The 21,945-nt window shown below is 73.5% G+C and carries 22 protein-coding genes; 15 read left to right on the forward strand and 7 right to left on the reverse strand.

Going from position 1 to position 21,945, the window contains the following annotated elements; all coding sequences use genetic code 11:
• Positions 1–8 precede the first annotated feature (8 nt).
• The 6 genes from ACZ6TV_RS39275 (at position 9) to ACZ6TV_RS39300 (ending at position 4,538) form a co-directional block, all read left to right on the forward strand.
• A complete protein-coding gene (locus ACZ6TV_RS39275; protein WP_465303725.1) occupies positions 9–884 on the forward strand; it encodes a branched-chain amino acid ABC transporter permease in 876 nt (291 codons plus the stop codon).
• Positions 881–1,831: a branched-chain amino acid ABC transporter permease gene (locus ACZ6TV_RS39280; RefSeq protein WP_465303727.1), complete on the forward strand. Its 951-nt coding sequence runs from the start codon at positions 881–883 to the stop codon at positions 1,829–1,831. The genes ACZ6TV_RS39275 and ACZ6TV_RS39280 overlap by 4 nt, the downstream gene beginning before the upstream one ends.
• Positions 1,824–2,636: an ABC transporter ATP-binding protein gene (locus ACZ6TV_RS39285; protein WP_465303729.1), complete on the forward strand. Its 813-nt coding sequence runs from the start codon at positions 1,824–1,826 to the stop codon at positions 2,634–2,636. The genes ACZ6TV_RS39280 and ACZ6TV_RS39285 overlap by 8 nt, the downstream gene beginning before the upstream one ends.
• A complete protein-coding gene (locus tag ACZ6TV_RS39290) occupies positions 2,623–3,342 on the forward strand; it encodes an ABC transporter ATP-binding protein (RefSeq protein ID WP_465303731.1) in 720 nt (239 codons plus the stop codon). The genes ACZ6TV_RS39285 and ACZ6TV_RS39290 overlap by 14 nt, the downstream gene beginning before the upstream one ends.
• Before the next feature lie 37 nt (positions 3,343–3,379).
• Entirely contained in the window at positions 3,380–3,847 is a 468-nt protein-coding gene (locus ACZ6TV_RS39295; protein WP_465303733.1) for a hypothetical protein, read from the forward strand.
• A 79-nt stretch (positions 3,848–3,926) separates the two neighbouring features.
• The gene (locus tag ACZ6TV_RS39300) at positions 3,927–4,538 is read left to right on the forward strand and encodes a DUF998 domain-containing protein (RefSeq protein WP_465303735.1); all 612 of its coding nucleotides are present in this window, start codon (positions 3,927–3,929) and stop codon (positions 4,536–4,538) included.
• 9 nt (positions 4,539–4,547) lie between these two features.
• Here the strand turns inward: ACZ6TV_RS39300 and ACZ6TV_RS39305 are convergent, their stop codons facing one another.
• Both ACZ6TV_RS39305 and ACZ6TV_RS39310 read right to left on the reverse strand, forming a co-directional pair.
• Positions 4,548–6,740: a putative bifunctional diguanylate cyclase/phosphodiesterase gene (locus tag ACZ6TV_RS39305; protein ID WP_465303737.1), complete on the reverse strand. Its 2,193-nt coding sequence runs from the start codon at positions 6,738–6,740 to the stop codon at positions 4,548–4,550.
• A 37-nt stretch (positions 6,741–6,777) separates the two neighbouring features.
• On the reverse strand, positions 6,778–7,521 hold the full coding sequence (locus tag ACZ6TV_RS39310; protein ID WP_465303739.1) for an SDR family NAD(P)-dependent oxidoreductase: 744 nt from the start codon (positions 7,519–7,521) through the stop codon (positions 6,778–6,780).
• Positions 7,522–7,562: 41 nt separating this feature from the next.
• Here ACZ6TV_RS39310 and ACZ6TV_RS39315 point away from each other — a divergent pair, with 41 nt between their 5' ends.
• The 5 genes from ACZ6TV_RS39315 to ACZ6TV_RS39335 all read left to right on the forward strand — a co-directional run bounded on the left by ACZ6TV_RS39315 (position 7,563) and on the right by ACZ6TV_RS39335 (position 13,133).
• Entirely contained in the window at positions 7,563–8,429 is an 867-nt protein-coding gene (locus ACZ6TV_RS39315; protein ID WP_465303741.1) for an LLM class F420-dependent oxidoreductase, read from the forward strand.
• Positions 8,426–9,271 (forward strand): SDR family oxidoreductase, encoded by an 846-nt coding sequence (locus ACZ6TV_RS39320; protein ID WP_465303743.1) that lies wholly within the window; start codon positions 8,426–8,428, stop codon positions 9,269–9,271. The genes ACZ6TV_RS39315 and ACZ6TV_RS39320 overlap by 4 nt, the downstream gene beginning before the upstream one ends.
• Entirely contained in the window at positions 9,261–10,421 is a 1,161-nt protein-coding gene (locus ACZ6TV_RS39325; RefSeq protein ID WP_465303745.1) for an acyl-CoA dehydrogenase family protein, read from the forward strand. The genes ACZ6TV_RS39320 and ACZ6TV_RS39325 overlap by 11 nt, the downstream gene beginning before the upstream one ends.
• Positions 10,418–11,377, forward strand: coding sequence for an acyl-CoA dehydrogenase family protein (locus tag ACZ6TV_RS39330; RefSeq protein WP_465303747.1), 960 nt, complete (start codon positions 10,418–10,420; stop codon positions 11,375–11,377). Before ACZ6TV_RS39325 ends, ACZ6TV_RS39330 begins: the two co-directional genes overlap by 4 nt.
• Before the next feature lie 70 nt (positions 11,378–11,447).
• Positions 11,448–13,133, forward strand: a complete 1,686-nt coding sequence (locus tag ACZ6TV_RS39335) for a cation:proton antiporter (protein ID WP_465303749.1) — start codon at positions 11,448–11,450, stop codon at positions 13,131–13,133.
• A 37-nt stretch (positions 13,134–13,170) separates the two neighbouring features.
• Here the strand turns inward: ACZ6TV_RS39335 and ACZ6TV_RS39340 are convergent, their stop codons facing one another.
• Positions 13,171–13,890: a TetR/AcrR family transcriptional regulator gene (locus ACZ6TV_RS39340; RefSeq protein WP_465303751.1), complete on the reverse strand. Its 720-nt coding sequence runs from the start codon at positions 13,888–13,890 to the stop codon at positions 13,171–13,173.
• Positions 13,891–14,008: 118 nt separating this feature from the next.
• On the opposite strand from ACZ6TV_RS39340, the gene ACZ6TV_RS39345 reads away from it, so the two are divergent.
• Complete coding sequence (locus ACZ6TV_RS39345; protein ID WP_465303753.1) at positions 14,009–16,138, forward strand: MMPL family transporter; 2,130 nt, start codon at positions 14,009–14,011, stop codon at positions 16,136–16,138.
• Here ACZ6TV_RS39345 and ACZ6TV_RS39350 read toward each other — a convergent pair.
• Positions 16,135–16,614 carry a MarR family winged helix-turn-helix transcriptional regulator gene (locus tag ACZ6TV_RS39350; protein WP_465303755.1) on the reverse strand — a complete coding sequence of 160 codons (480 nt, stop codon included), beginning with the start codon at positions 16,612–16,614 and terminating at the stop codon, positions 16,135–16,137. The genes ACZ6TV_RS39345 and ACZ6TV_RS39350 overlap by 4 nt on opposite strands.
• A gap of 94 nt (positions 16,615–16,708) precedes the next feature.
• Here ACZ6TV_RS39350 and ACZ6TV_RS39355 point away from each other — a divergent pair, with 94 nt between their 5' ends.
• Complete coding sequence (locus ACZ6TV_RS39355; RefSeq protein WP_465303757.1) at positions 16,709–17,596, forward strand: SDR family NAD(P)-dependent oxidoreductase; 888 nt, start codon at positions 16,709–16,711, stop codon at positions 17,594–17,596.
• A gap of 25 nt (positions 17,597–17,621) precedes the next feature.
• Here the strand turns inward: ACZ6TV_RS39355 and ACZ6TV_RS39360 are convergent, their stop codons facing one another.
• Complete coding sequence (locus ACZ6TV_RS39360) at positions 17,622–17,861, reverse strand: hypothetical protein (RefSeq protein WP_465303759.1); 240 nt, start codon at positions 17,859–17,861, stop codon at positions 17,622–17,624.
• A gap of 62 nt (positions 17,862–17,923) precedes the next feature.
• Here ACZ6TV_RS39360 and ACZ6TV_RS39365 point away from each other — a divergent pair, with 62 nt between their 5' ends.
• Positions 17,924–18,406, forward strand: a complete 483-nt coding sequence (locus ACZ6TV_RS39365; protein ID WP_465303761.1) for a hypothetical protein — start codon at positions 17,924–17,926, stop codon at positions 18,404–18,406.
• Positions 18,407–18,517: 111 nt separating this feature from the next.
• On the opposite strand, the gene ACZ6TV_RS39370 is transcribed toward ACZ6TV_RS39365, so the two are convergent.
• Together ACZ6TV_RS39370 and ACZ6TV_RS39375 are read right to left on the reverse strand one after the other, a co-directional pair.
• The gene (locus ACZ6TV_RS39370; protein WP_465303763.1) at positions 18,518–19,288 is read right to left on the reverse strand and encodes an SDR family oxidoreductase; all 771 of its coding nucleotides are present in this window, start codon (positions 19,286–19,288) and stop codon (positions 18,518–18,520) included.
• Positions 19,263–20,402: an acetyl-CoA C-acetyltransferase gene (locus ACZ6TV_RS39375; protein ID WP_465303765.1), complete on the reverse strand. Its 1,140-nt coding sequence runs from the start codon at positions 20,400–20,402 to the stop codon at positions 19,263–19,265. Before ACZ6TV_RS39375 ends, ACZ6TV_RS39370 begins: the two co-directional genes overlap by 26 nt.
• Before the next feature lie 46 nt (positions 20,403–20,448).
• Here ACZ6TV_RS39375 and ACZ6TV_RS39380 point away from each other — a divergent pair, with 46 nt between their 5' ends.
• Positions 20,449–21,939: a FadD3 family acyl-CoA ligase gene (locus tag ACZ6TV_RS39380; protein ID WP_465303767.1), complete on the forward strand. Its 1,491-nt coding sequence runs from the start codon at positions 20,449–20,451 to the stop codon at positions 21,937–21,939.
• Positions 21,940–21,945 lie beyond the last annotated feature (6 nt).

Raw genomic sequence — 21,945 nt, forward strand, 5'->3', positions numbered from 1 at the left:
ACACAGGTATGGGCCAGCTGCAGCTGTGGTTGTCAGCCCTCGAGATGGGGTGTTTCTTCGGCCTGCTCGCGCTGGCCTACTACCTGGTCCTGGTCGGCGCCGGGTTCTTCAACTTCGCGATCGGCCCGTACGCCATGGTCGGCGGGCTGTGCACGTCGTACCTGGTGCTGTACGAGGACATGAACGTGTGGGCGGCCGCGGCGGTGGCGATCACCGCCGCCGCGGCGCTCGCGGTCGTCACCGAGCTGGTGGTCGTCCGGCCGGTGCAACGGCGCTCCGGCGGCGGCGAACTGCCCGCCCTGGTCGCGGTCGCCGCGGTGCTCTTCACCATCCAGCAGCTGGCCGGGTACCTGTTCGGCTACACCACCCTGCCCGGGCAGCAGCTGTTCACGTTCGACCCGGTCACGGTCTCCGAGACGGTGATCCAGCCGAGCACGCTCGTCCTGCTCGGCTTCACCGTCGTCGCGTTCGCCGCGCTCGCGCTGTGGATCCGCGGCACCCGCACCGGCCGGCTGCTGCGCGCCGTCGGCGACAGCACCCACGCCGCCAAGCTGCTGGGCCTGCCCGTCAACCGGATCCGGCTCATCGCGTTCGTGCTGTCCGGGCTCCTCGCCGGGATCATCGGGCTGCTGTTCGCGCCGAAGGCCGGGGTCAGCTCGCTGTCCGGGCTCAGCTGGGCACTGTCCGGGTTCCTCGCCATGGTCGTCGGCGGCACCGGCTCCGTGTGGGCGCCGCTCGCGGGCGGGCTGCTCCTCGGCGCCGTCGAGGTCTTCGTCCCCTACTACTTCGGCGGGCAGTCCCACGTGTACGGGCTGCTGTTCGTCGCCCTGGTGTTCTTCGCCCTCAAACCGAGCGGCCTGTTCGTGCGGAGGGTACGAGCATGAAGCGCATCCCCGGCTCCCTCGGCCTGCTGCTCGGGCTGATCGGCGCGGCACTCATCCTGCTGTGGGTCGGCGCCGACGGCTACAAGCAGACCCTGGTCACCACGACCGCCACGTACGCGCTGATCGCGCTCGGCATGTACGTGCCGTACCTGATGGCCGGCTCGCTGTCGATGGCGTACGGCGCGTACGCGGGCATCGGCGGCTACGCGGTCGGCCTGATCTCCAGCAAGAGCGGCCTGCCGCTCGTCGTCGCCTGGCTCGTCGGGCCGATCATCGCGGCGGCCGTCGCGGTGCTGCTCGGGCTCGCCACCCGGCGGCTGTCCGGGTTCTTCCTCGCCGCCGTGACACTGCTGTTCGGCATGGCGTTCACCGCGTGGCTGGTCGACGCCGAAGGCTTCACCGGCGGCTCGGGCGGCCTCGGCAGCCTCCGCAAGCTCAACATCCTCGGCTGGCAACCGGACCACTACGACGTCGTCGTCGGCTCCGTCGTCGTCGTGTGCGTCATCGCGTTCCTGCTCGACCGGCTGCGGATGTCGCCGTGGGGCGTCATCGTGCGCACGATGCGCGACGCTCCCCGCGCGGTCGAGGCGGCCGGTGTACGGGTGCCGGTCATGAACCTCGTGTCCCTCGCCGTCGGCGCGGCGATCGCGGCCGTCGGCGGCGGGCTGTTCACCTACTCCGCCGGCAGCGTCACCCCGGACACGTTCACGCTCAACCTGGTGTTCCTGGCCATCTTCATGCCGCTCATCGGCGGTTCGGCCACCCCGTGGGGCGCGGTCCTCGGCGCGGTCATCGCCGTCGAGCTGACCCTGAACTTCCCCGCGGTGGAGACCAGCGGCACGCTCATCCTCGCCCTCGGGGTGCTCGTCATCCTGCTCGTCGCGCCGCAGGGCGTCATCGGGTACGCGGGCAAACTCGTCAAACTCGCGGGAGGACGCCGTGGCTGAGACGCTCCTCGTCGGATCCGGCCTGACCAAACGGTACGGCGGGGTCACCGCCCTGCAGGACGTGTCGTTCTCGCTCACCGCCGGTGAGGTCCTCGGCCTCGTCGGACCCAACGGCGCGGGCAAGACGACGCTGGTCGACCTCATCTCCGGCGCGCAACCGGCGACCGAGGGGTCGCTGACCCTGCGCGGGCAGCGGCTGACCGGTCCCGCGTCCAAGCGGGCCAAGGGCGGGCTGGCCCGCACGTTCCAGTACCCGCAGCTCGCGCTGGAGCTCACCGTCGCGGAGAACCTGCTGCTCGGCCGCGTCGCCCGCCGGCACGGCACGATCTGGCAGATGATCGCCGGCTCGTTCCGCGGCGCGCTGCGCCCGTACGAGAAGGCGGACACCCTCGCCGTGGCCGCGATCGCCGAGGAGCTCGGCATCGACCGCCTCGACCTGCCCGCGGGCGACCTGTCCCTGGGCGAGCAGCGGCTCGTCGAGGTCGGCCGGGCGCTCGGCCAGGACCCGCTCGTCCTGCTGCTCGACGAGCCGTTCGCCGGGTCCGACGCGGCCGGTGTCACCGGCATCTCCGAGGTGGTGCGCACCGTCCAGCGGCGCGGCCACGCGGTGATCCTCGTCGACCACAACGTCGACCTCGTCGCCGGCCTCGTCGACCGGATCATGCTGCTGGACCGCGGGCGGTCCGTGTTCGACGGCTCCCCGCGCGAGTGCCTCGACAGCCCGCAGATGCAAGAGGTGTACTTCGGGGTCGCCGACCCCGCCACCGAACCGGACCCCGAGGAGGCCGACCGTGTCAGCTCATGAGCTGCGCCTGGAAGGGCTCACCGTCCGGTACGGCCACGCCAGCGCGGTCGCCGGCGTCGACATCACCGCGCCCGGCGGCAAGATCACGGCGCTGGTCGGCCCGAACGGCGCCGGTAAGAGCAGCGCGCTGCTCGCCGCGTACGGGTCGGTCGCCGCGACCGGCCGGGTGTTCCTCGACGGCGAGGACGTCAGCAAGCTCAAGCCGGCCGACCGGGCCCGCGCCGGGATCGCCGTCGTGCCGCAGGGCCGGCAGCTGTTCCCGAAGCTCAACGTCGCCGACAACCTGCAGGTCATGGCGGAGCTGCTGCGCCTGCCGCGCTCCGCGGTCGACACGGCGATCGACCGCTTCCCGATCCTGCGGACCCGGCTCAAGAGCCTCGTCGGCGTGCTGTCCGGCGGCGAGCAGCAGATGCTCGTGGTGTCCCGGGCGCTGATGGGCACGCCGCGGGTCCTGCTGCTCGACGAGATGATGACCGGTCTCGCCCCGCTGATCGTGCAGGAGCTGCTGCGCACCGTCACCCAGCTGGCGTCCGAGGGCATCGCGGTGCTCATGGCGGAGCCCGCGCTCGGCGCCGTCCGCGGCGCCGTCGACCGCGGCTACGTCCTCGTCCGCGGCGAGGTCGTCGCGACCCGCGAGGACGGCGGCAAGTCCCTCGACGACGAGTACCGCTCCCGCATGGGCGTCCTCAAAAAGGCCGCGCACTGAGGTCGGCGTTGCGGGCCGGCTCTGCCAGGATGGTGGCGTGACAGGCACGGCGGACCGGCACGACGACGCCGGGGAGTTCTGGCTGGCGGAGCCCGGGTGGGCGCTGGTGAAGAGCAGCGGCGGCTATCTGCCGGTCAACCGGCTCACGTCCCGGGCGATGCTCGTCTGCGACGAGGACGAGGCCGCGCGCGTCACCGCCGGCATGCTGTCGGCCGGCTGTCCCGTCCTCGACCTGCCCCATGACGTCGACGAGCCGGTCTTCGCCGACATCTACGTCGACCGGGTCCCGCGCGACGGTCTGCGGGTCATGGTCGAGCTTCGGCGCCTGCTGGGAATGGCGTGGCCGTTCTCCGGCATTCGCGACCTGCTCGCCGCCCAGCCGATTCACGCCCGGGCCGCCGACGTGGCCGAGCTGCGAAGCGCGCTGACCGCGGTCCCGCACCTGCGACCGTTCCTGTTCCATGACGCCTACGGTGGCCTCGAGCCGGTCTGGACCGACAGCTGAGGCTGTCCGGTCGCGGGGGTCCGCTCCGACGTCTCCGGCGAACCGGCATCGCGAGGATGCCGGTCGGGAGGAGACGACGATGGGCCGCTTGCGGCTGCTGGGAGTTGTCGCCGGTCCGGTGTTCATCACCGTATGGCTGGTCCAGGCGCTGACCCGCGACGGGTTCGACCCGGCGCGGCATCCGATGAGCCTGCTCAGCCTCGGCGCGGGCGGGTGGGTGCAGATCGCGAACTTCGTGGTCGCCGGTCTGCTGCTGGCCGGCTTCGCCGTGGGGGTCCGCCGGGCCCTGCACCCCGGCCGCGCCGGCACGTGGGCGCCGGTCCTGTTCGCCGCCAACGGCGTCGGGCTGGTCATCGCCGGGGTGTTCGTCACCGACCCGGGGGCGGGGTTCCCGGCCGGCGCTCCCGCGGGTGCCCCGGAGTCGGTCAGCTGGCACGGCGTGCTGCACGAGGTCGGCTTCGCGACGGCGTCGGTGTCGTGGCTCGCGGTCTGCTTCGTGCTGCTGCGCCGCTTCGCCGCCGACGGGCGGCGCGGCTGGGTGGTGGCCTGCGTGCTCGCGCCGCTCGCCTGGGTCGTGGTCGGCGCATGGCCGGACCTCGACAGCCTCAGCCTGCGCCTGGTCGCCGGTACGGCGATCTCGTTCGCGTTCACGGCTGCGCTCGGCGCGGCGCTGCGGCGCACCCCGTGGTAAACGGCGCGGTCAGGTGTGCCGGGCGGTGACGGGTGCCGTGACGATCAGGGTGTCGACGTCGGCGGGGGGCAGGGGCCGGGCGTAGAGGTAGCCCTGGCCGGTGCCGCAGCCGAGCCGGAGGAGCTCGTCGGCCTGGGCGGTGGACTCGATGCCCTCGGCGACCGTGCGCAGGTGCAGCGCCTGGCTCAGCCGGATCACCGCCTCGGTCACCGCGGCGCCCTCCGGAGTGCCGTCGAGCTCGGAGACGAAGCTGCGGTCGATCTTGAGGATGTCGACGGGCAGGCGGGTCAGGTAGTGCAGCGAGGAGTAGCCGGTGCCGAAGTCGTCGATGGCGATGCGGATGCCGTGCTCGCGCAGCGCCTTCAGCGCCGGGATCGCGACCGCCTCGTCGACGACCGCGGACTCGGTCACCTCCAGCACCAGGTCCGTCGCGGGCAGGCCGGTGCGGGCCAGGACCGCCAGGACGTCGGCGACGAGGGTGGGCTCCTGCAGCTGCCGCGGCGACAGGTTGACGCTGGCGTAGAAGGGGGCGCCGAGCCGCCGCTGCCAGGCGAGGACCCGGCGGCAGGCGTCCTCCAGCACGAACAGGCCGATGGCGGTGATCGCGCCGGTGCGTTCGGCGGCGGGGATGAACTCGACCGGCGAGATGGTCCCGCGTTGCGGATGCTCCCACCGTACGAGCGCCTCGACAGCGAGCGGGCGGGTCGTGGTCAGGTCGACCATCGGCTGGTACAACACCCGGATCTGGCCGTCCTGCACGGCCCGGCCGAGCTCCTCGGCGAGCGCGTCGTCGGCGGCGCGCCGGTCGGCGAGACCCGGGTGGTAGGCCTCCCAGCCGTGGGTGCCGGCCCGTTTGGCGTGGTACATGGCGGTGTCGGCGCGCCGCAGCAGGTCCTTGGCGGTGTCGTCGGGGGCGCTGAGCGCGATGCCGACGCTGGCCCGCACGGTGAGCATCTCCGCGCCGACCGGGATCGGGTTCGCCGCGATCGTGGCCAGGATCCGCTGCGCGGTGGTGACCGCCGGGTCGAGACCGGCGACGCCGTCGAGCAGCAGCACGAACTCGTCGCCGCCGATACGGGCCGCCAGGTCGGCTGAGCGCACGTTCTGCCGCAGTACGAACGCGAACTCCGCCAGCAGGGTGTCGCCGGCGTGATGGCCGAAGGCGTCGTTGACGCCCTTGAAGCCGTCGAGGTCGATCAGCAGGACGGCGACGGGCTCGCCGCGGCGGACCGCGCGCTGCAGGCGGTCGTGCAGCCCGGCGCGGTTGGCGAGGCCGGTCAGCGAGTCGGTGACGTTGAGGTCGTGGCTGTCGCGCAGCGAGATCAGCTGCCGCGCCGCGACCGCGCCCGTCATGAGGATGAGGCCGAGCACCAGCCCGCCCCAGGGGAAGACCTGCCGCTCGCGGACGGTCACCACCACGAGCAGCAGGTACCCGCCGATGAGCGCCGCGTACGGGAAGTAGCTGGCCCAGAACGGCACGGCGATGGCGTCGGCGGCGTCGCCGGCCAGGGCGTGCACCAGGACGGCACCGGTCATGAGCAGCGCCGCGGCGAGGCGGCTGACCGTCGCCGGCGGGTCGGCGCCGAAGCCGACCTCGCCGATGAGGAGCACGAAGATCCCGGCCATCAGGACCGGCACCGACCGGGGCGCGCGGGTGAGCGCGCCGCGCAGCAGGAGCCCGGCGATCGCGGTCAGCACCAGCAGGTCACCGAGCGGGAAGCCGACCGACGCCACCCACTGCGCGCCGACCGGCTGTTCGGTGGCCGGGCCGAGCCGCAGGTACCAGACGACCATGAACCCGCCGCCGAGGACCGTGCCGACCTCGGCGAGGTACGCCGCGAGGCGCCGGCCGTGCAGGCGACCGGTCGGCGCGGACAGCATGCCCGCCGCCATCGCCGCGTACATGGCCAGGTGGGCCAGCGCGCCCGTCCACCACCACCCGGTCGCCGAGGCGAGCACCGCCGCCGCCGAGAAGCCCCTGGAGACGGCCATGAGCTGCCAGGTGCGCCGGTCGTTGGCGTGCCCGGCGCCGTACAGGCCGACCACGAGTCCCAGGGTGTCCAGCAGCACCAGCGTGCCCGTCAGGATCACCGGCCGCAGGTGCCCGTCCAGCACCGCGGCGGCCTGCCCCAGCACGACCAGCAGGATCAGGACGCCGACCGCGATGCCGGCTCGGCGGCGGCGGTCGACACGGGACGGCATATCCGGTCTTTCGGCAGGCCCGGCGCTGATGTGAGCGTCAGGCCGCGTAGCCACCGTCGACGTCGAGCTTCTGGCCGGTGATGAAGCGGGCCCGGTCGCTGGCGAGGAAGCATACCGCCTCGGCGACGTCGCCGGCCGTGCCGAACGTCCGCAGCGGGATGTTGGCCCGGGTCACCTCGAGGGCGTGCTCGTCGAGGTCGCCGTCGGCGATGAGCCGGGCCGCCATGCCGTCGGTGAGCATGCCGGGGCCGACACAGTTGGCGCGGACGCCGAAGCGGCCCTCCTCGGCCGCGATCCCGCGCACGAGCGCCTCGACGGCGGCCTTCGGCGCGGCGGACAGGCCGTCGCGGACCGGGAACCGGCGGGTGGCGGCGGTGGTGACGGCGACGAGGCTGCCGCGGGACTCGCGCAGCCGCGGCAGGGCCGCGGCGAGGACGTTGAAGAACCCGGCCACGTCGTCGCTGACCTGCGCGGCGAACTGCCCGGGGGTGACCCGGCTCAGGTGCCGCATCGGCACGTGCGGCCCGGCGGCGTGCACGAGGGTGTGCACGACCGGCGCCGCCTCGATCAGCGCCGCGCACGACGCCGGGTCGCCCAGGTCGACCCGGTGCGCGGTCGCGTCCGGCAGCGACGCGGCCAGCTCCTCGGCGAGCGCGGCGTTGCTGCGGTACGCGAGGAGCACCCGGCTGCCGCGGGCGGCGAGAAGGCGGGCGACGGCGGTGCCGATGCCACCGGTGGCGCCGGTGACGACCGCGACGCCCTTGCGGAACCTGAAATCCATCCGCTTACGCTACCAAGCAAGCGTTTGGTAGAGTAGCCGCCGTGGAGCTGAAACTCGGGGTCATGCCCGTCCTCGGCGGCACCGGCGCCGCCGATCCCGCCACCACCGCCCGCTTCGTCCGGCTGCTGGAGGACCTCGGCTGCGAGTCGGTCTGGGCCGTCGAACACGTCATCGTCCCCGACGACTACACCTCGGCGTATCCCTACGACCCGGGCGGCCGGATGAGCCTCGGGGCCGGCGACGACATCCCTGACCCGCTGCACTGGCTGACGTTCGCCGCCGCGCACACCACCACCCTGCGGCTCGGCACCGCTATGCTCATCCTGCCCGAGCACCACCCGGTCGAGCTGGCGAAACGCCTCGCCACCGTCGACGTGCTCAGCGGCGGCCGGCTGCTGGCCGGGATCGGCGTCGGCTGGCTGCGCGAGGAGTACGACGCCGTCGGCGTGCCCTTCGAGGAGCGCGGCGCCCGCGCCGACGAATACCTCGCCGCCATGCACGCCCTGTGGACCCGGACCCCGGCCAGCTACACCGGGCGGTTCGTGAGCTTCCGCGACGTGCACAGCCGCCCCGCACCGACCCGCCCCGGCGGCGTGCCGATCGTCGTCGGCGGGCACTCCATGGCCGCCGTGCGCCGCGCCGCCCGGCACGGCAACGGCTGGTACCCACTCGGCGTCACCGGCGCCCGCTTCGCCGAACTGCGCGCCGCCCTCGCCGAGGAATGCGCCGCCGCCGGGCGCACCATCGACGACATCGAGATCACCATGCGGGCCCCCGGCAACGTCGGCGACCTGGAGACGCTGCGCTCCCTCGGCGTGGCCCGGGTCGTCATCCGGGCCGACCCCAACGACCCCGTCGGCGTCCGCGACAAGGTCCGCCGCTACCAGAAGGACGTGCTGCGCGTATGAGGTCCGTCATCGTCACCGGCGCCGCGCAGGGCCTCGGCCGCGCGCACGCCCTCGCGTTCGCCGCCGCCGGCGCCCGGCTCGTGCTCAACGACCTCGACGCCGGCGCGCTCGCCGACGTCGCCGAGCGCACCGGCGCCGTCGCGTTCCCCGGCGACATCGCCGACTGGGACTTCTCCGCCGCCCTCGTCGACAAGGCCGTCGCCGCGCACGGCCGCCTCGACGCCCTCGTCAACAACGCCGGCCTGGCCCGCGACCGGATGGTCGTCAACCTCGCCGAGGCCGAGTGGGACGCCGTCATCCGGGTCAACCTCGGCGGCACCGCCGCACCGCTGCGCCACGCCGCCGCGCACTGGCGGGCCCGGTCGAAGGCCGGCGAGACCGTCGCCGCCCGCGTCGTCAACACCACCTCCGGCGCCGGGCTCATGGGCAGCGTCGGGCAGGCCAGCTACAGCGCCGCGAAGGCCGGGATCGCCGCCCTCACCCAGGTCGCCGCCGTCGAGCTCGCCCGCTACGGCGTCACCGTCAACGCGATCGCGCCCAGCGCCCGCACCCCGATGACCGAGGTCGTCTTCGCCGACGCCATGCGCGCCCCCGACACCGGCTTCGACGCCATGGCTCCCGAGAACGTGTCGCCGCTCGTCGTGTGGCTCGCCGGCGCCGACAGCGGCGACGTCACCGGCCGGGTCTTCGAGGTCTCCGGCGGCACGGTCAGCGTCGCCGACGGCTGGCAGCACGGCACGCCGCACGACGCCGGTCGCCGCCTGCACCCCGACGAGATCGGCCCGATCGTGCGCGACCTGCTGTCCCGCGCCCCCGCACCGGCGGCCGTCTATGGCGCCTGAGCCGTCGCTGCGGGCCGCGGACATCCGTGCCTGGCTCCGCGAGCACCTGACCGGGAAGTTCGCCGTCCTCGCCGGCAGCGGCGGGCCCGGCCGCGAGCACGAGCACCTCGAGCTGCGGGCCGAATGGGAGCGCGTCCTCGGCGCCGCGGGCTGGATCGGTCTCGGTTGGCCGCAGCCGTACGGACGCGGCGCCACCATCGCCGAACAGGTCGTCTTCTTCGAGGAGTACGCCCGCGCCGGCGGCCCCGGCAGGCTCAGCCACATCGGCGAGTACCTGCTCGCGCCGACCCTGATCGCGCACGGCACCGACGCGCAACGCGAGCGCTTCCTGCCGCCGATCGCCCGCGCCGAAGAGCTCTGGTGCCAGGGTTACTCCGAGCCCGGCGCCGGATCCGACCTCGCCGGCGTGCGCACCCGGGCCACCCTGTCCGACGGCCGCTGGCACGTCACCGGGCAGAAGGTGTGGACGTCCCTCGCGCACGTCGCCGACTGGTGCTTCGTGCTCGCCCGTACCGACGCGGCGGCCACCCGCAAGCACGGCCTGTCCTACCTCCTCGTGCCCATGCGGCAGCCCGGGGTCGAGGTCCGGCCGATCCGGCAGCTGACCGGGACGTCGGAGTTCAACGAGGTGTTCTTCGACGGCGCGACCACCGACGCCGACCTCGTCGTCGGCGCCCCCGGCGACGGCTGGCGGGTCGCCACCAGCACCCTGTCCTTCGAGCGCGGCGTCGCCACCCTCGGCCAGCAGCTCGGCTTCGCCCGCGAGCTGGACGCCGTCGTCGCCGCCGCGCGGGCCAGCGGCGCCCTCGACGACCCGGTCGTCGCCGACCGCGTCGCCGACGCCTGGGCCGGGCTGCAGGGCCTGCGCCACCACGCGCTGCGCGCGCTGTCCTCGACCGAGCCCGACCCGGCCGGCGCGTCCGTGGCGAAGCTGCTGTGGGCCGGCTGGCACCAGCGCCTCGGCGAGCTCGCCATGGACGTCGGCGGCGCCGCGTCCACGGTCGCGCTGCCGGGGGAGTACGAGCTGACCGACGCCCAACGCCTGTTCCTGTTCACCCGCGCCGACACCATCTACGGCGGCTCCGACGAGATCCAGCGCAACATCGTCGCCGACCACGTCCTCGGCCGCATCCCCCGGAGCACCGCATGACCGAGTCCGCCGAACACGCCGCCCTCCGCGAGAGTGCCGCGGCCTTCTTCGGTGCCGGCGGCGACTGGAAACGACTGACGGGCGAGCTCGGCCTGACGGCCCTGGCGATCGGTGAGGAGCACGGCGGCTTCGGCGCGACCCTCGTCGAGGCCGGCATCGCCCTGGAGGAGGCCGGCGCCGCGCTGCTGGAGTCGCCGCTGCTGGCCACCACCGTCGCGGCGCTGTCCCTGGACCCGGCGCTGCCCGCGGCCGCCGCGCTGCTGCCGGCGCTGGCCGCCGGTGACCTGGTCGGCGCGGTGGCGCTCGACGGCACCTGCACGGTCTCCGGCGACCTGCTGCTGGACGGCTCGTTCGAGCACGTCCTGGACGCCGGCACGGCCGGGGTCGTCATCGTGTCCGACGGGACCTGCCTGTACGCCGTCGACGATCCCGACGTCCGGCCGCAGCCGACCCTGGACCAGACCCGCACGCAGGGCACCCTCGTGCTGTGGCAGACCCCCGGACGGCTCGTGTCCCGCGACGCCGCGCACGCCCACGACCTGCTGCACGCCGCGCTCGCCGCGGAGTCCGTCGGCGTGGCCCGCGCCGCACTGGACCTCACCGCCGAGCACCTGCGCACCCGCCAGCAGTTCGGCGTGCCCCTCGCCACGTTCCAGGCACTGCGGCACCGCGTCGCCGACCTGTACGTCCTGCTGGAGCAGGCCAGATCGTCCGTCTGGTACGCGCTGCGCGCCCACGGCACCGCGGATTTCGCCACCGCCGCCCCACTGGCCAAGCTGCACGCCGCCGAGGCCGCGTGGACCGTCACCCGGGCGTCGATCCAGCTGCTCGGCGGGATCGGCTTCACCTGGGAGCACGACGCCCACCGCTACCTCAAACGCGCCACCGCCAACCGGCTCCTCGCCGGCGACCCGGTCTTCTTGCGGCGCCTCCTGCTGGCCCGCTCCGGCCTGTAGCCGCCTCAGGCGGTCCCGGCCTGCGGGCGAAACGCGGCGTCCCGCCCGGATTGCTGCGAGGCTGGGGCTTGTGACCGAACTGCTCGTCGTGCTGGTGGCCGCGCTGCTGGTGATCGCCGCGGCGCACATCGTCGGCCGGTGGTTCGGCGTCGCGTCGCCGCTGGTGCTCGTCGCGGTCGGGGTCGCGGCGAGCTTCCTGCCGGTGTTCTCCGACACGCACATCGAGCCCGAGCTGATCCTCGAAGGGGTGCTGCCGCCGCTGCTGTACTCCTCGGCGGTGTCGATGCCGGCGATGAACTTCCGCCGCGAGTTCGGCGCGATCGGCGGGCTGTCCGTGCTCCTCGTCGTCGCCAGCGCGCTGCTGCTCGGCGTGTTCTTCATGCTCGTCGTGCCGGAGATCGGCTTCGCGTGGGGCGTCGCGCTCGGCGCGATCGTCAGCCCCACCGACGCCGTCGCCACGTCCATCATCAAGCAGACGCCGGTGTCCAGGCGGGTCGTCGCGATGCTGGACGGGGAGAGCCTGCTCAACGACGCGACCGCCCTGGTCGTCCTGCGCACCGCGATCGTCGCGACCGCCGCCACGTTCTCGTTCTGGGGTGCCGTCGGGTCGTTCGCCTACTCCGTCGTCGTCGCCCTCATCGTCGGCATCGTCGTCGCGTGGCTCAGCCTCGCCGTGCGCAAGCGGGTCACCGACCCGACCGTCAACACCGTCATCTCCTTCACCGTGCCGTTCGCCGCGTCCGTGCCCGCGTCGCTGCTCGGCGCGTCCGGGCTCGTCGCCGCCGTCGTCGCCGGGCTCATCGTCGGGATCCGCGCGCCACGCGACCTGTCGCCGCGCAACCGGCTGTCGGACTCGCAGAACTGGCACACCGTCGAGCTCGTCCTCGAAGGCGCCGTGTTCCTCACCATGGGCCTGCAGATCCGGTCCATCGTGATGAGCGTCGAGGAGGACCATGCGGGGGTCGCCGCCGCGGTACTGATCGCCGCCGGCGCGCTCGTGCTGACGGTCCTGATCCGCGCCGCCTACGTGGCGCCGCTGTTCGGCCTGCTCGCCCGCAAGACCCGCGGCAGCGCGGTCATGCAGACCCGGATGCAGGACATGCAGCAACGCCTCGGCACCGCCGAAGGCAAACAGTCGGCGTTCCAGGAGGTCAACACCCGCCGCCGCCGGGGCGCGACGGAACGCGACCTGGAACGCTTCGCCCGCCGCGTCACGCAGGTCCTCGCCGACGTCGAGTACTTCCTCCGCGAGCCCCTCGGCTGGCGCGAGGGCACCGCCGTCGTCTGGGCCGGGATGCGCGGCGCGGTGACCGTCGCCGCCGCGCAGACCCTGCCCGAGGACACCCCGCAACGCTCGACGCTGGTGCTCATCGCGTACGCGGTCGCGGCGATGTCGCTGCTCGTGCAGGGCGGCACCATCGGCCCGCTGCTGCGCCGCATCACCCCGGAACCCGACGAGGCCACGCTCCGGGACACCGCGGCGCAGCGCGACGCCGAGCGGACCCGCATCTTCGAGCTCATGCGGTCCAGCGGCGACGCGGTCCCGGAGCCGCCGCATCCCGAGGGTGCCCCCACCCTGGAGACGTTCACCGTGGCGAAGGAGCACCGGCTCGCGGTCATCGCCGCGCAGCGCTCGGCCCTGCTCGACGCCCGCGACAACGGCACCTTCGACGCCGACGTCCTGACCAACGCCCTCGCCAACCTCGACGCCACCGAGATCGCCATCGAGATGCGCGGCAGATCCTCCACCGAATAGGACCGGTCGCTCGACGGATGCCCGGAACGGCACCTCGTCAGTGGGTGGGGATGCCGAGGCGGTGCAGGTGGGCGGCGAGCTCGGCCTCGAACATGGGCTCCGGGTCCGTCAGGGCGAAGTGCAGGTGGCCGTAGGCCTCCAGCGCGATCATCCCGTACAGGCGGATCCAGCACGACAGCGCGACGTGCGCGGCACCGACCGGCAGCGGCGCCGGCATCCGGTCGATGTAGGCCTGCAGCTGCGCGCGCAGCGACGCGGCGATCTCCTCCGGGGCGGGCACCGGAAAGGGTGAGCGCCCCCAGATCTCGGCGAACAGCGCGCTGAACACCGTGGCGAACCGGTCGCCGGCCTGGTGCACGGGGCTGTCGGAGTGGCCGGGCTCGAGATGGTCGTCGGCCGGCAACGGCGTGCCGAACATGACGCCGAACTCCGCGGGGTGCTCCAGGGCCCAGCGGCGCAACGCGCGGCAGACGGCGATCAGCCGGTCGCCGGGATCGTCGGACGGCGTGGCGTCGCGGGCGCGCTCCAGGTGGCCGCGGGTGTCGTCGTACAGGTCGGCGGTGACCGCCTCCATCAGCGCTTCCAGGCTCGGGAAGTACCGGTAGAGCGCGGCCGGCACCATGCCCATCTCGCGGGCGATCGCCCGCAGTGACAGCCCGGCGGCGCCGTCCTTGACGAGCAGGGCGCGGGCCGTCTGCTTGATCTCGTCGACCGTCGCCGCCCGGACCCGTTCCCGACGGGTCGGTGGAGTCGTCAATGTCTCTCCCGTTGACTTGCGCGAACACCGGTTGACTGTCGCGAACACCAGTGACAGAGTGAACGCCGTTCACTTAAGTGGACGTCGTGTTCATCGTACGGCTGATGTGGGGGACGACATGCTCGCATGGTGGGGGCGCACCGTGGTGCGCGCACGATGGGCGGTGCTGCTGGCCGGGGTCGCGCTCGCGGTGCTCGGCGTGGTCTGGGGCACCGGCGTCCTGGGCACGCTGAGCAGCAACGGCTTCGACGTGCCCGGCAGCGAGTCGGTCCGCGCCAGGGACCGGATCGTCGCCGAGCTCGGCCGGCAGGACGCCGACGTCGTCGCCCTGTACAGCTCGCGGGACATGACCGTCGACGACCCGCGCTTCGCCACGGCGGTCCAGGACGCGCTCGCCCGCGCCGGGCAGCGCGCCGAGGTCGCCAGGATCGTGTCCTTCTACGACACCGGCAGCCCGGCGCTCGTGTCGCAGGACCGGCACGCCACCTACGTGGCGATCACCATGCGCAGCGCCGACGACGACGAGGACCTGAAGGCCGTCCGGCCGGTCCTGCGGGCGGACGGCGTCGACACCCAGATCGGCGGGCACACCGCCGTCTTCGCCGACGTCAGCGACCAGGTCGGCGACGACATCGCCCACGCCGAGCTGCTGTCGATGCCGATCCTGCTGGTCCTGCTCGTCCTGGTCTTCCGCAGCGTCGTGGCGGCGACCATGCCGCTGCTGGTCGGCGGCCTCGCCATCCTCGGCGCGTTCGTCGTCACCCGCCTGCTCGCGTCCGTCACCGAGGTGTCGGTCTTCGCGCTGAACATCATCACGCTGGTGGGTCTCGGCATGGCCGTGGACTACGCGCTGTTCGTCGTGAGCCGCTTCCGGGAAGAGCTGGCCGCCGGCCACGACGTGCCCGGGGCGGTCGCCCGGACGATGACCACGGCCGGGCGCACCGTCCTGGTGTCCGGGCTCACCGTGGCGTTCGCGCTGTCGAGCCTGCTGCTGTTCCCGCAGGCGTTCCTGCGCTCGATGGGCTTCGGCGGCGTGGCGGCCGTGCTCGTCGGGATGCTCGTCGCGCTCACCGTGCTGCCCGCCGTGCTGGCCGTCCTCGGCACCAGGATCAACGCGCTGCGGGTACCGCTGCCGGAGCGGGACAAGGGCAGACTGTGGGAGCGCGTCGCGCACGCCGTCATGCGCCGGCCGGTCCTCGTCGCCGCCGCCGTGGTGGCGGTGCTCGGGGTGCTCGCAACGCCGTTCCTGCGCGCCGAGTTCGGCGCCGCCGACGAGCGCGTCCTGCCCGCCGGGACCGAGAGCCGGGTCGTGTCCGAGCGCCTCGGCGCCGAGTTCCCCGGCGGTGGCGGCGGCGTGCTGACGGTCTTCGTCGGCGGCGCCGACCCGGCCCCGCTCGCCGGTGAGATCGGCCGCCTCGACGGGGTGCTGCGGGCGGGCGTCACCGCCACGAAGGGCACGTCGTCGGTCATCACGGTCACCACCGCGCGCGAGCTCGACAGGGCCGTGGTCAAGGAGATCCGCGCGCTGCCCGGCCCGGGTGAGGTCCTCGTCGGCGGTGCCGCGGCCGACGTCGAGGACCGGCTCGACAGTCTCGGCGACCGGTTGCCGTACATGGCGCTGACGGCGGCGGCCGGCACGATGCTGCTGCTGTTCCTGGCGTTCGGCTCGCTCGTCCTGCCCGTCAAGGCGGTGCTCATGAACCTGGTGTCGATCGGCGCGTCGTTCGGCGCGATCGTCTTCGTCTTCCAGGACGGCCACTTCAGCGACGTGCTCGGCTTCACCCCGACCGGTGACCTCGAGGCGAGCCAGCTCGTGCTCATCCTCGCCGTCCTTTTCGGGCTGTCCACCGACTACGAGGTGTTCCTGCTGTCCCGCATCCGCGAGGAATGGGACCGCACCGGCGACAACACCACCGCCGTCGCCGCGGGCCTGCAACGTACCGGCGCCATCATCACCTCCGCCGCGCTGCTGCTCATCGTCGTCGTCGCCGGCTTCGCCACGGGCGGCATCTCGTTCATCAAGATGATCGGCGTCGGCATGATCATCGCCCTGGTGGTCGACGCGACGATCGTGCGGGCCCTGCTGGTCCCGGCGACGATGCGGCTGCTCGGCCGCGCCAACTGGTGGCTGCCGTCCCCGCTGCGGCAGGTGTACCGCCGCTTCGGCATCCGCGAGTCCGGCCCGGCCACACCAGCGGACGTGCCGGCCGGTGCGGCCACACCCGTCGGCTCCACCTTCGGCCGTTAGCAGGGGCCGCCGTCGCAGGCGGTGCCGTGGGTGCGGCCGGGCATGTACTCGGTGGCGATGGCGGTCGCGAGGTCCCGCAGGAGCCGCCGGTCCTCCGCGCCGAGGGCGTCGGCGATGCCGGGCAGCCGCTCGGCGACGTCGGCCTGGAACGCGTCGGCGATCTGCTTGCCGGGCGGCGTGACGTTGAGGGTGATCACGCGCCGGTCGCGCTCGGGGCTCTCGCGGTGCACCAGCCCCCGCCGCTCGGTGCGGTCGACGAGCTGGCTCAGCGCGTTCTTGGACATGCCGAGCGCGGCCGCGAGCATCGCCATCCGCTGCGGCCGGTCCTTGATCATGCACAGCAGCTGCGCCTGCGCCGGGGTGAGGTCGTGCTCGGCGCAGATCTGCGCATACCGGCGCTGGATGACGATCGAGAGCACCACCAGCACGTCGCCGAAATCGTCCTGCTGCGCCACGTCCCACGTCTCCCTCGTCACAGCCCCGCCGGTGCAGTCTACCTGGCAGAAGTTCATGCCGTGAACTACAGTTGGTTCACGGCATGAACTTCCGTTTCGAGGTGAGGAGCCATCGATGAAACGCGACACGACGTTGTCCTGGCGCCCGGTCGACCCTGACCGCGTGGACCTGACGGGCCTGCGGGTGGCGGTGGTCGGCGGCGCCGGCGGCATCGGCCGGGCACTGAGCCGCCGGATGGCCGCCGGTGGCGCGCACGTGCTGGTGGTCGGCCGCACCTTCCGCGACGCGGACGTGCCCGGCATCGAGTTCCTGCCCGCCGACCTGAGCCTCATGCGCGAGGCCGAACGCGTCGCCGAGCGGCTGCCCGACCTCGACCTGCTCGTCCTCACCACCGGCATCTTCGCCGCACCGGCCCGCCAGGAGACCGCCGAGGGCGTCGAGCGGGACATGGCCGTGAGCTACCTGAGCCGCCTCGTCATCCTGCGCGCGGCCGCCGCCCGCCTCGGCGCCGGCGGCCCGGCGGCGCTGGGCCGGCCCCGGGTCTTCGTCATGGGCTTCCCCGGCAGCGGCCAGACCGGCACCGCCGGCGACCTCAACGCCGAGCGGTCCTACCGCGGCATGACCGTGCACATGAACACCGTCGCGGGCAACGAGATGCTCGTCCTGGACGCCGCCCGCCGGTGCCAGGGCATCGACACCTTCGGGCTCAACCCCGGCTTCATCAAGTCCGACATCCGCGGCAACGCGCTCGGCGCCGGCAGCCTCAAGCACCGCCTGACCGAAGGTGCGATCGGGCTGCTCACGCCGAGCGCCGGCAGCTACGCCCGGCGGATCACGCCATTGCTGGTCGCGCCCGAGCTCACCGGCCGCAGCGGCGCCATGTTCAACCGCAAGGGCGCCGCCGTCCTGCCCTCCAAGGGGCTGACCGGGGACCACGTCACCGCCTTCATGGCCGCGTCCACCGCCCTGGTCTCGCGCGCCGGCGTCCAGCTCCCGGCCTGATGGGAACGCCCGGGGCCGATCCGCGTCACCGACCGCTGGCCGGCGCCACGGCCGCCGCCCGCCACGTGCTGTAGGCGGCCTCGAGGCGGTCGAGCTCCTCCCGGGTGCCGATGCCGGCGCGGTGCTCCGGGTGCTCCACGTAGTGCCGGATCACCGAGGCGAGGAAGTCGCGGTCGACGTGGGTGCGGCCGGTCAGCACGCCGAGCCGTTTCGGTCGCCCGGCCGCGGTCCGCTGCAGCAGTGTCAGGGTCCGACCGGTCGGCACGTGCGGGCCGCCCGGCAGCAGGTCGTCCCAGCCGACGGTCCGGGCGCGGCAGCCCCTGGACCGTGACGCCCTGCGGGGTCAGCGTCACGCTCGGACCGGACAGCCACAGCATCGCCAGCCCGAGCGCGAGCAGCACGACGATCAGCGTCGACACGACCGGGACGAAGCCGGGAAGCGTCGACAGCCGCACCTGGTCGGTGTCCGGCACCCGCTCGGCCGGGATCATGTTGCCCGCGAGCAGCGCCGCGCAGATCGCCTGGATCCCGAGGTATTCCGGTGAGACCGGCACGACGAACGCGTCCCCGGTGGCGGTGAACGTCGCCGGGCGCGGCCGCAGGTCGCGGGTCAGCCACCGGAACAGCACCAGCGGCACCGCCGCGGCGAGGGCGAGCGCCGCCAGGCCCGCCGCGAGGCCGAGCCAAACCGGCTCGATGCGGAAGAACACCGGCCAGAGCACGAACTTGTACAGCACGAACCCACCGAACGCGCCGGCGGTGACCACGGTGGCGGTGACCCGCCGGCGCAGCGACATGGCAGCAGCGTAGGTGGAGACCGGCCGGCCGTGTGACCCACCGGACGGCCGGACCCCTCAGGCCGCCGCGAGCGGGCAGGTCGCCCGGCGTCGCGGGACGAGGGCCGGAGCCAGGCCGGACGGCTCAGAGCGGCGTGGGGCGGGCGGTGTCGGCGTAGCGGGGGAGCTGGCCGCCGCCGTCGACCAGCAGGCTGGTGCCGGTCAGGTACGTGGCCAGGGGCGAGGCGAGCAGCAGCACCGCGTCGGCGATGTCGGCGGGGGTGGCCATGCGGCCCATCGGGACGGTGGCGGCCACGGCGGCGAGCGCGGCCTCGTCGCCGTAGTGCGCGGCGTTGTCGTCGGTGCGGACCACGCCGGCGGTGACGGTGTTGACGCGGACCTTCGGCGCCCACTCCAGGGCGAGGGCCCGGGTGAGTGTTTCCAGGCCGGCCTTGGCCGCGGCGTACGCGGCGGTGCCGGGCGCCGGGCGCAGCGCCGACACGCTGCCGATGTTGACGATGAGACCGCCGGTCGGCTGGGACTGCATGACGGCGTTCGCGGCCTGGGCGACGAAGAACGGGGCGAGCAGGTTGAGCCGGACGACCGACGTGACGAGGTTCGGTGAGGCGGTCGCGGCCGGCACCGCGGGCGAGCCGCCGGCGTTGTTGACGACCAGGTCCAGCCGGCCGAACCGGGTGACCGCCGCCGTGACCAGCGCGGCGGCCTCGGCGGGCTCCCGCACGTCGGCCGCCGTGAAGGAGACCCCGTCCGGCAGGTCGGACGGCTCGCGGCGGCCGCAGACCAGGACCTGGTAGCCGGCGCCGGCGAGCCGGGCGGCGATCTCGCGGCCGATGCCCCGCGTGCCGCCGGTGACGATCGCGCACTGGGGTTCAGAGGCGTTCGATGATGGTGACATTCGCCGTGCCTCCGCCCTCGCACATGGTCTGCAGCCCGTACCGGCCGCCGGTGTCCTCCAGAGCGTGCAGCAGCGTCGTCATCAGCCGGGCGCCGGTCGCGCCGAGCGGGTGGCCGAGCGCGACCGCGCCGCCCCTGACGTTGATCTTCTCAAGGGGGCAGCCGGTCTCGCGCTGCCAGGAGAGCACCACCGGGACGAACGCCTCGTTGATCTCGACGAGGTCGATGTCGTCGATGGTCAGGCCGCTGCGGCGCAGGGCGTGGGCGGTGGCCGGGATCGGGCCGGTGAGCATGTAGACGGGGTCGTCGGCGCGGACGCTGAGGTGGTGGATGCGGGCGCGGGGGCGCAGCCCGTGCGTGTGCAGCGCCTGCGCCGAGGCGACGAGCAGGGCGGCGGCGCCGTCGGAGATCTGGCTGGCGAGGGCGGCGGTGACCACCCCGCCGGGCGTGAGCGTCCGCAGGCCCGCCATCTTCTCCAGGGAGGTGTCGGCGCGCGGGCCCTCGTCGGTGGTCACGTCGCCGAGCGGGGCGATCTCCCGCTCGAAGGAGGCGGCCAGGGCCTTGCGGTGGCTGTCCAGGGCGTACACCTCCATCTCCTCGCGGGTGAGGGACCACTTGGCGGCGATGAGCTCGGCGGCGCGGAACTGGCTGATCTCCTGGTCGCCGTAGCGGGCCTGCCAGCCGGCGGAGCCGCGGAACGGGTCGTCGAAGCCGTACGCCTGGCCGGCCAGCATCGCCGCGGAGATGGGGATGGCGCTCATGTTCTGCACGCCACCGGCGACGACGAGGTCGGCGGTGCCGGACATGACCGCCTGGGCGGCGAAGTGCAGCGCCTGCTGGGAGGAGCCGCACTGCCGGTCGACGGTGACGCCGGGGACCGCCTCGGGCAGGCCGGCGGCGAGCCATGCGGTGCGGGCGATGTTGCCGGCCTGCGGGCCGATCGCGTCGACGCAGCCGAAGATCACGTCGTCGACGGCCTCCGGGTCGACGCCGCTGCGGTCCATGAGTGCGGTGAGCGCGTGCGCGCCGAGGTCGGCTGGGTGCACGCCGGCGAGGCCGCCACCCCGCCGGCCGACCGGGGTGCGGACCGCTTCGACCAGGTAAGCCTCCGTCATGCTGAGCACCTTACCAAGCGAGCGCTTGGTTGGTAAGGTGCGTGCCATGGAACCGTTGCGTGCCCGGACACTGCCGGAACTGGTGCGGGCCGGCGCCGAGCACCACCGCGACCGCGAGGCGATCGTCGACGGCCCGGTCCGGCTCACCTATGCCGGACTGGCCGACGAGGTCGCACGGTTCGCCGGGGCCCTTGCCGTCAGGGGTGTCGGCAAGGGCGACCGGGTCGCGCTGTGGGCGCCCAACTCCTGGCGCTGGATCGTCGCCGCGCTCGGCATCGTCACCGCCGGCGGGGTGCTCGTGCCGCTCAACACCCGCTTCAAGGGGCCGGAGGCCGGCTACATCCTGGCCCGCAGCGGCGCTCGGATGCTGCTGGTGGACGACGGCTTCCTCGGCAACCGCTACGTCGACTCCCTCGACAGGTCTGAGATACCCGAATTATCGGAAATCGTACCTTTCGCCGAGTGGGACGCGTTCGTCGGCCGTACCGGCGACGTCACCGCGACCGTGGAACCCGACGACCTGTCCGACCTCTTCTTCACCTCCGGCACGACGGGCCGGCCCAAGGGCGCCATGCTCACCCACCGGCAGAGCACCCAGGTCTACGCCGCCTGGAGCGAGCTCGCCGACCTCCGCGCCGGCGACCGGTACCTGCTGGTCAACCCGTGCTTCCACACCTTCGGCTACAAGGCCGGCGTCATCGCCTGCCTGCTGCGCGGCGCCACCATCGTGCCGATGCCCGTCCTGGACGTCGCCGAGTCGCTGCGGCTGATCGAGCATGAGCGGATCACCGTGCTGCCCGGCCCGCCCACCCTGTACACGACGATGCTCGACCATCCGGACCGGCACCGGCACGACCTGTCGAGCCTGCGGGTCGCCGTCACCGGGGCCACCACGGTCCCGGTCGTGATGGTCGAACGCCTCCGCGAAGAGCTCCGCCTGGCGACGGTGCTCACCGCCTACGGGCTGACCGAGTCGTGCGGCACCGCCACCATGTGCCGCCCCGACGACGACCCCGTCACCGTGTCCACCACGTGCGGCGCCGCGATCGACGGGGTCGAGGTCGCCGTCGACCCGGCCAGCGGCGAGGTCCTGGTCCGCGGGTACAACGTGATGCGCGGCTACTGGCAGGACCCGGCGTCCACCGCCGACGTGATCGACGCCGGCGGCTGGCTGCACACCGGCGACGTCGGGGTCCTCGACGAGCGCGGCTACCTGCGGATCACCGACCGGCTGAAGGACATGTTCATCGTCGGCGGGTTCAACGCCTACCCGGCCGAGATCGAGCAGGCCCTCGCCCGGCACGAAGCGGTGGCCGAGGTCGCGGTCATCGGCGTCCCCGACGAACGCCTCGGCGAGGTGGCCCGTGCCTACGTCGTGCCGCGGCCGGGCGGCTCGGCCGACGCCGGTGAGCTCGAGGCCTACTGCAAGGAACGCCTCGCCAACTACAAGGTGCCGCGGTCCTTCGTGTTCCTGGAAGCGTTGCCGCGCAACGCCAGCGGCAAGGTGCTCAAGACGACCCTGCGCGGGGAGGCCTGAACCATG

The organism is Dactylosporangium sp. NPDC051087 (assembly GCF_055586325.1).

Excerpts from the sequence above, each read along its gene's own strand:
- ACZ6TV_RS39355 (WP_465303757.1), top strand. The coding sequence starts at position 16,709 with ATGAAACGCGACACGACGTTGTCCTGGCGCCCGGTCGACCCTGACCGC.
- ACZ6TV_RS39345 (WP_465303753.1), top strand. The coding sequence starts at position 14,009 with ATGCTCGCATGGTGGGGGCGCACCGTGGTGCGCGCACGATGGGCGGTG.
- ACZ6TV_RS39310 (WP_465303739.1), bottom strand. The coding sequence starts at position 7,521 with ATGGATTTCAGGTTCCGCAAGGGCGTCGCGGTCGTCACCGGCGCCACC.
- ACZ6TV_RS39300 (WP_465303735.1), top strand. The coding sequence starts at position 3,927 with ATGGGCCGCTTGCGGCTGCTGGGAGTTGTCGCCGGTCCGGTGTTCATC.
- ACZ6TV_RS39375 (WP_465303765.1), bottom strand. The coding sequence starts at position 20,402 with ATGACGGAGGCTTACCTGGTCGAAGCGGTCCGCACCCCGGTCGGCCGG.
- ACZ6TV_RS39280 (WP_465303727.1), top strand. The coding sequence starts at position 881 with ATGAAGCGCATCCCCGGCTCCCTCGGCCTGCTGCTCGGGCTGATCGGC.
- ACZ6TV_RS39330 (WP_465303747.1), top strand. The coding sequence starts at position 10,418 with ATGACCGAGTCCGCCGAACACGCCGCCCTCCGCGAGAGTGCCGCGGCC.
- ACZ6TV_RS39325 (WP_465303745.1), top strand. The coding sequence starts at position 9,261 with ATGGCGCCTGAGCCGTCGCTGCGGGCCGCGGACATCCGTGCCTGGCTC.
- ACZ6TV_RS39380 (WP_465303767.1), top strand. The coding sequence starts at position 20,449 with ATGGAACCGTTGCGTGCCCGGACACTGCCGGAACTGGTGCGGGCCGGC.
- ACZ6TV_RS39275 (WP_465303725.1), top strand. The coding sequence starts at position 9 with ATGGGCCAGCTGCAGCTGTGGTTGTCAGCCCTCGAGATGGGGTGTTTC.
- ACZ6TV_RS39305 (WP_465303737.1), bottom strand. The coding sequence starts at position 6,740 with ATGCCGTCCCGTGTCGACCGCCGCCGCCGAGCCGGCATCGCGGTCGGC.
- ACZ6TV_RS39370 (WP_465303763.1), bottom strand. The coding sequence starts at position 19,288 with ATGTCACCATCATCGAACGCCTCTGAACCCCAGTGCGCGATCGTCACC.
- ACZ6TV_RS39320 (WP_465303743.1), top strand. The coding sequence starts at position 8,426 with ATGAGGTCCGTCATCGTCACCGGCGCCGCGCAGGGCCTCGGCCGCGCG.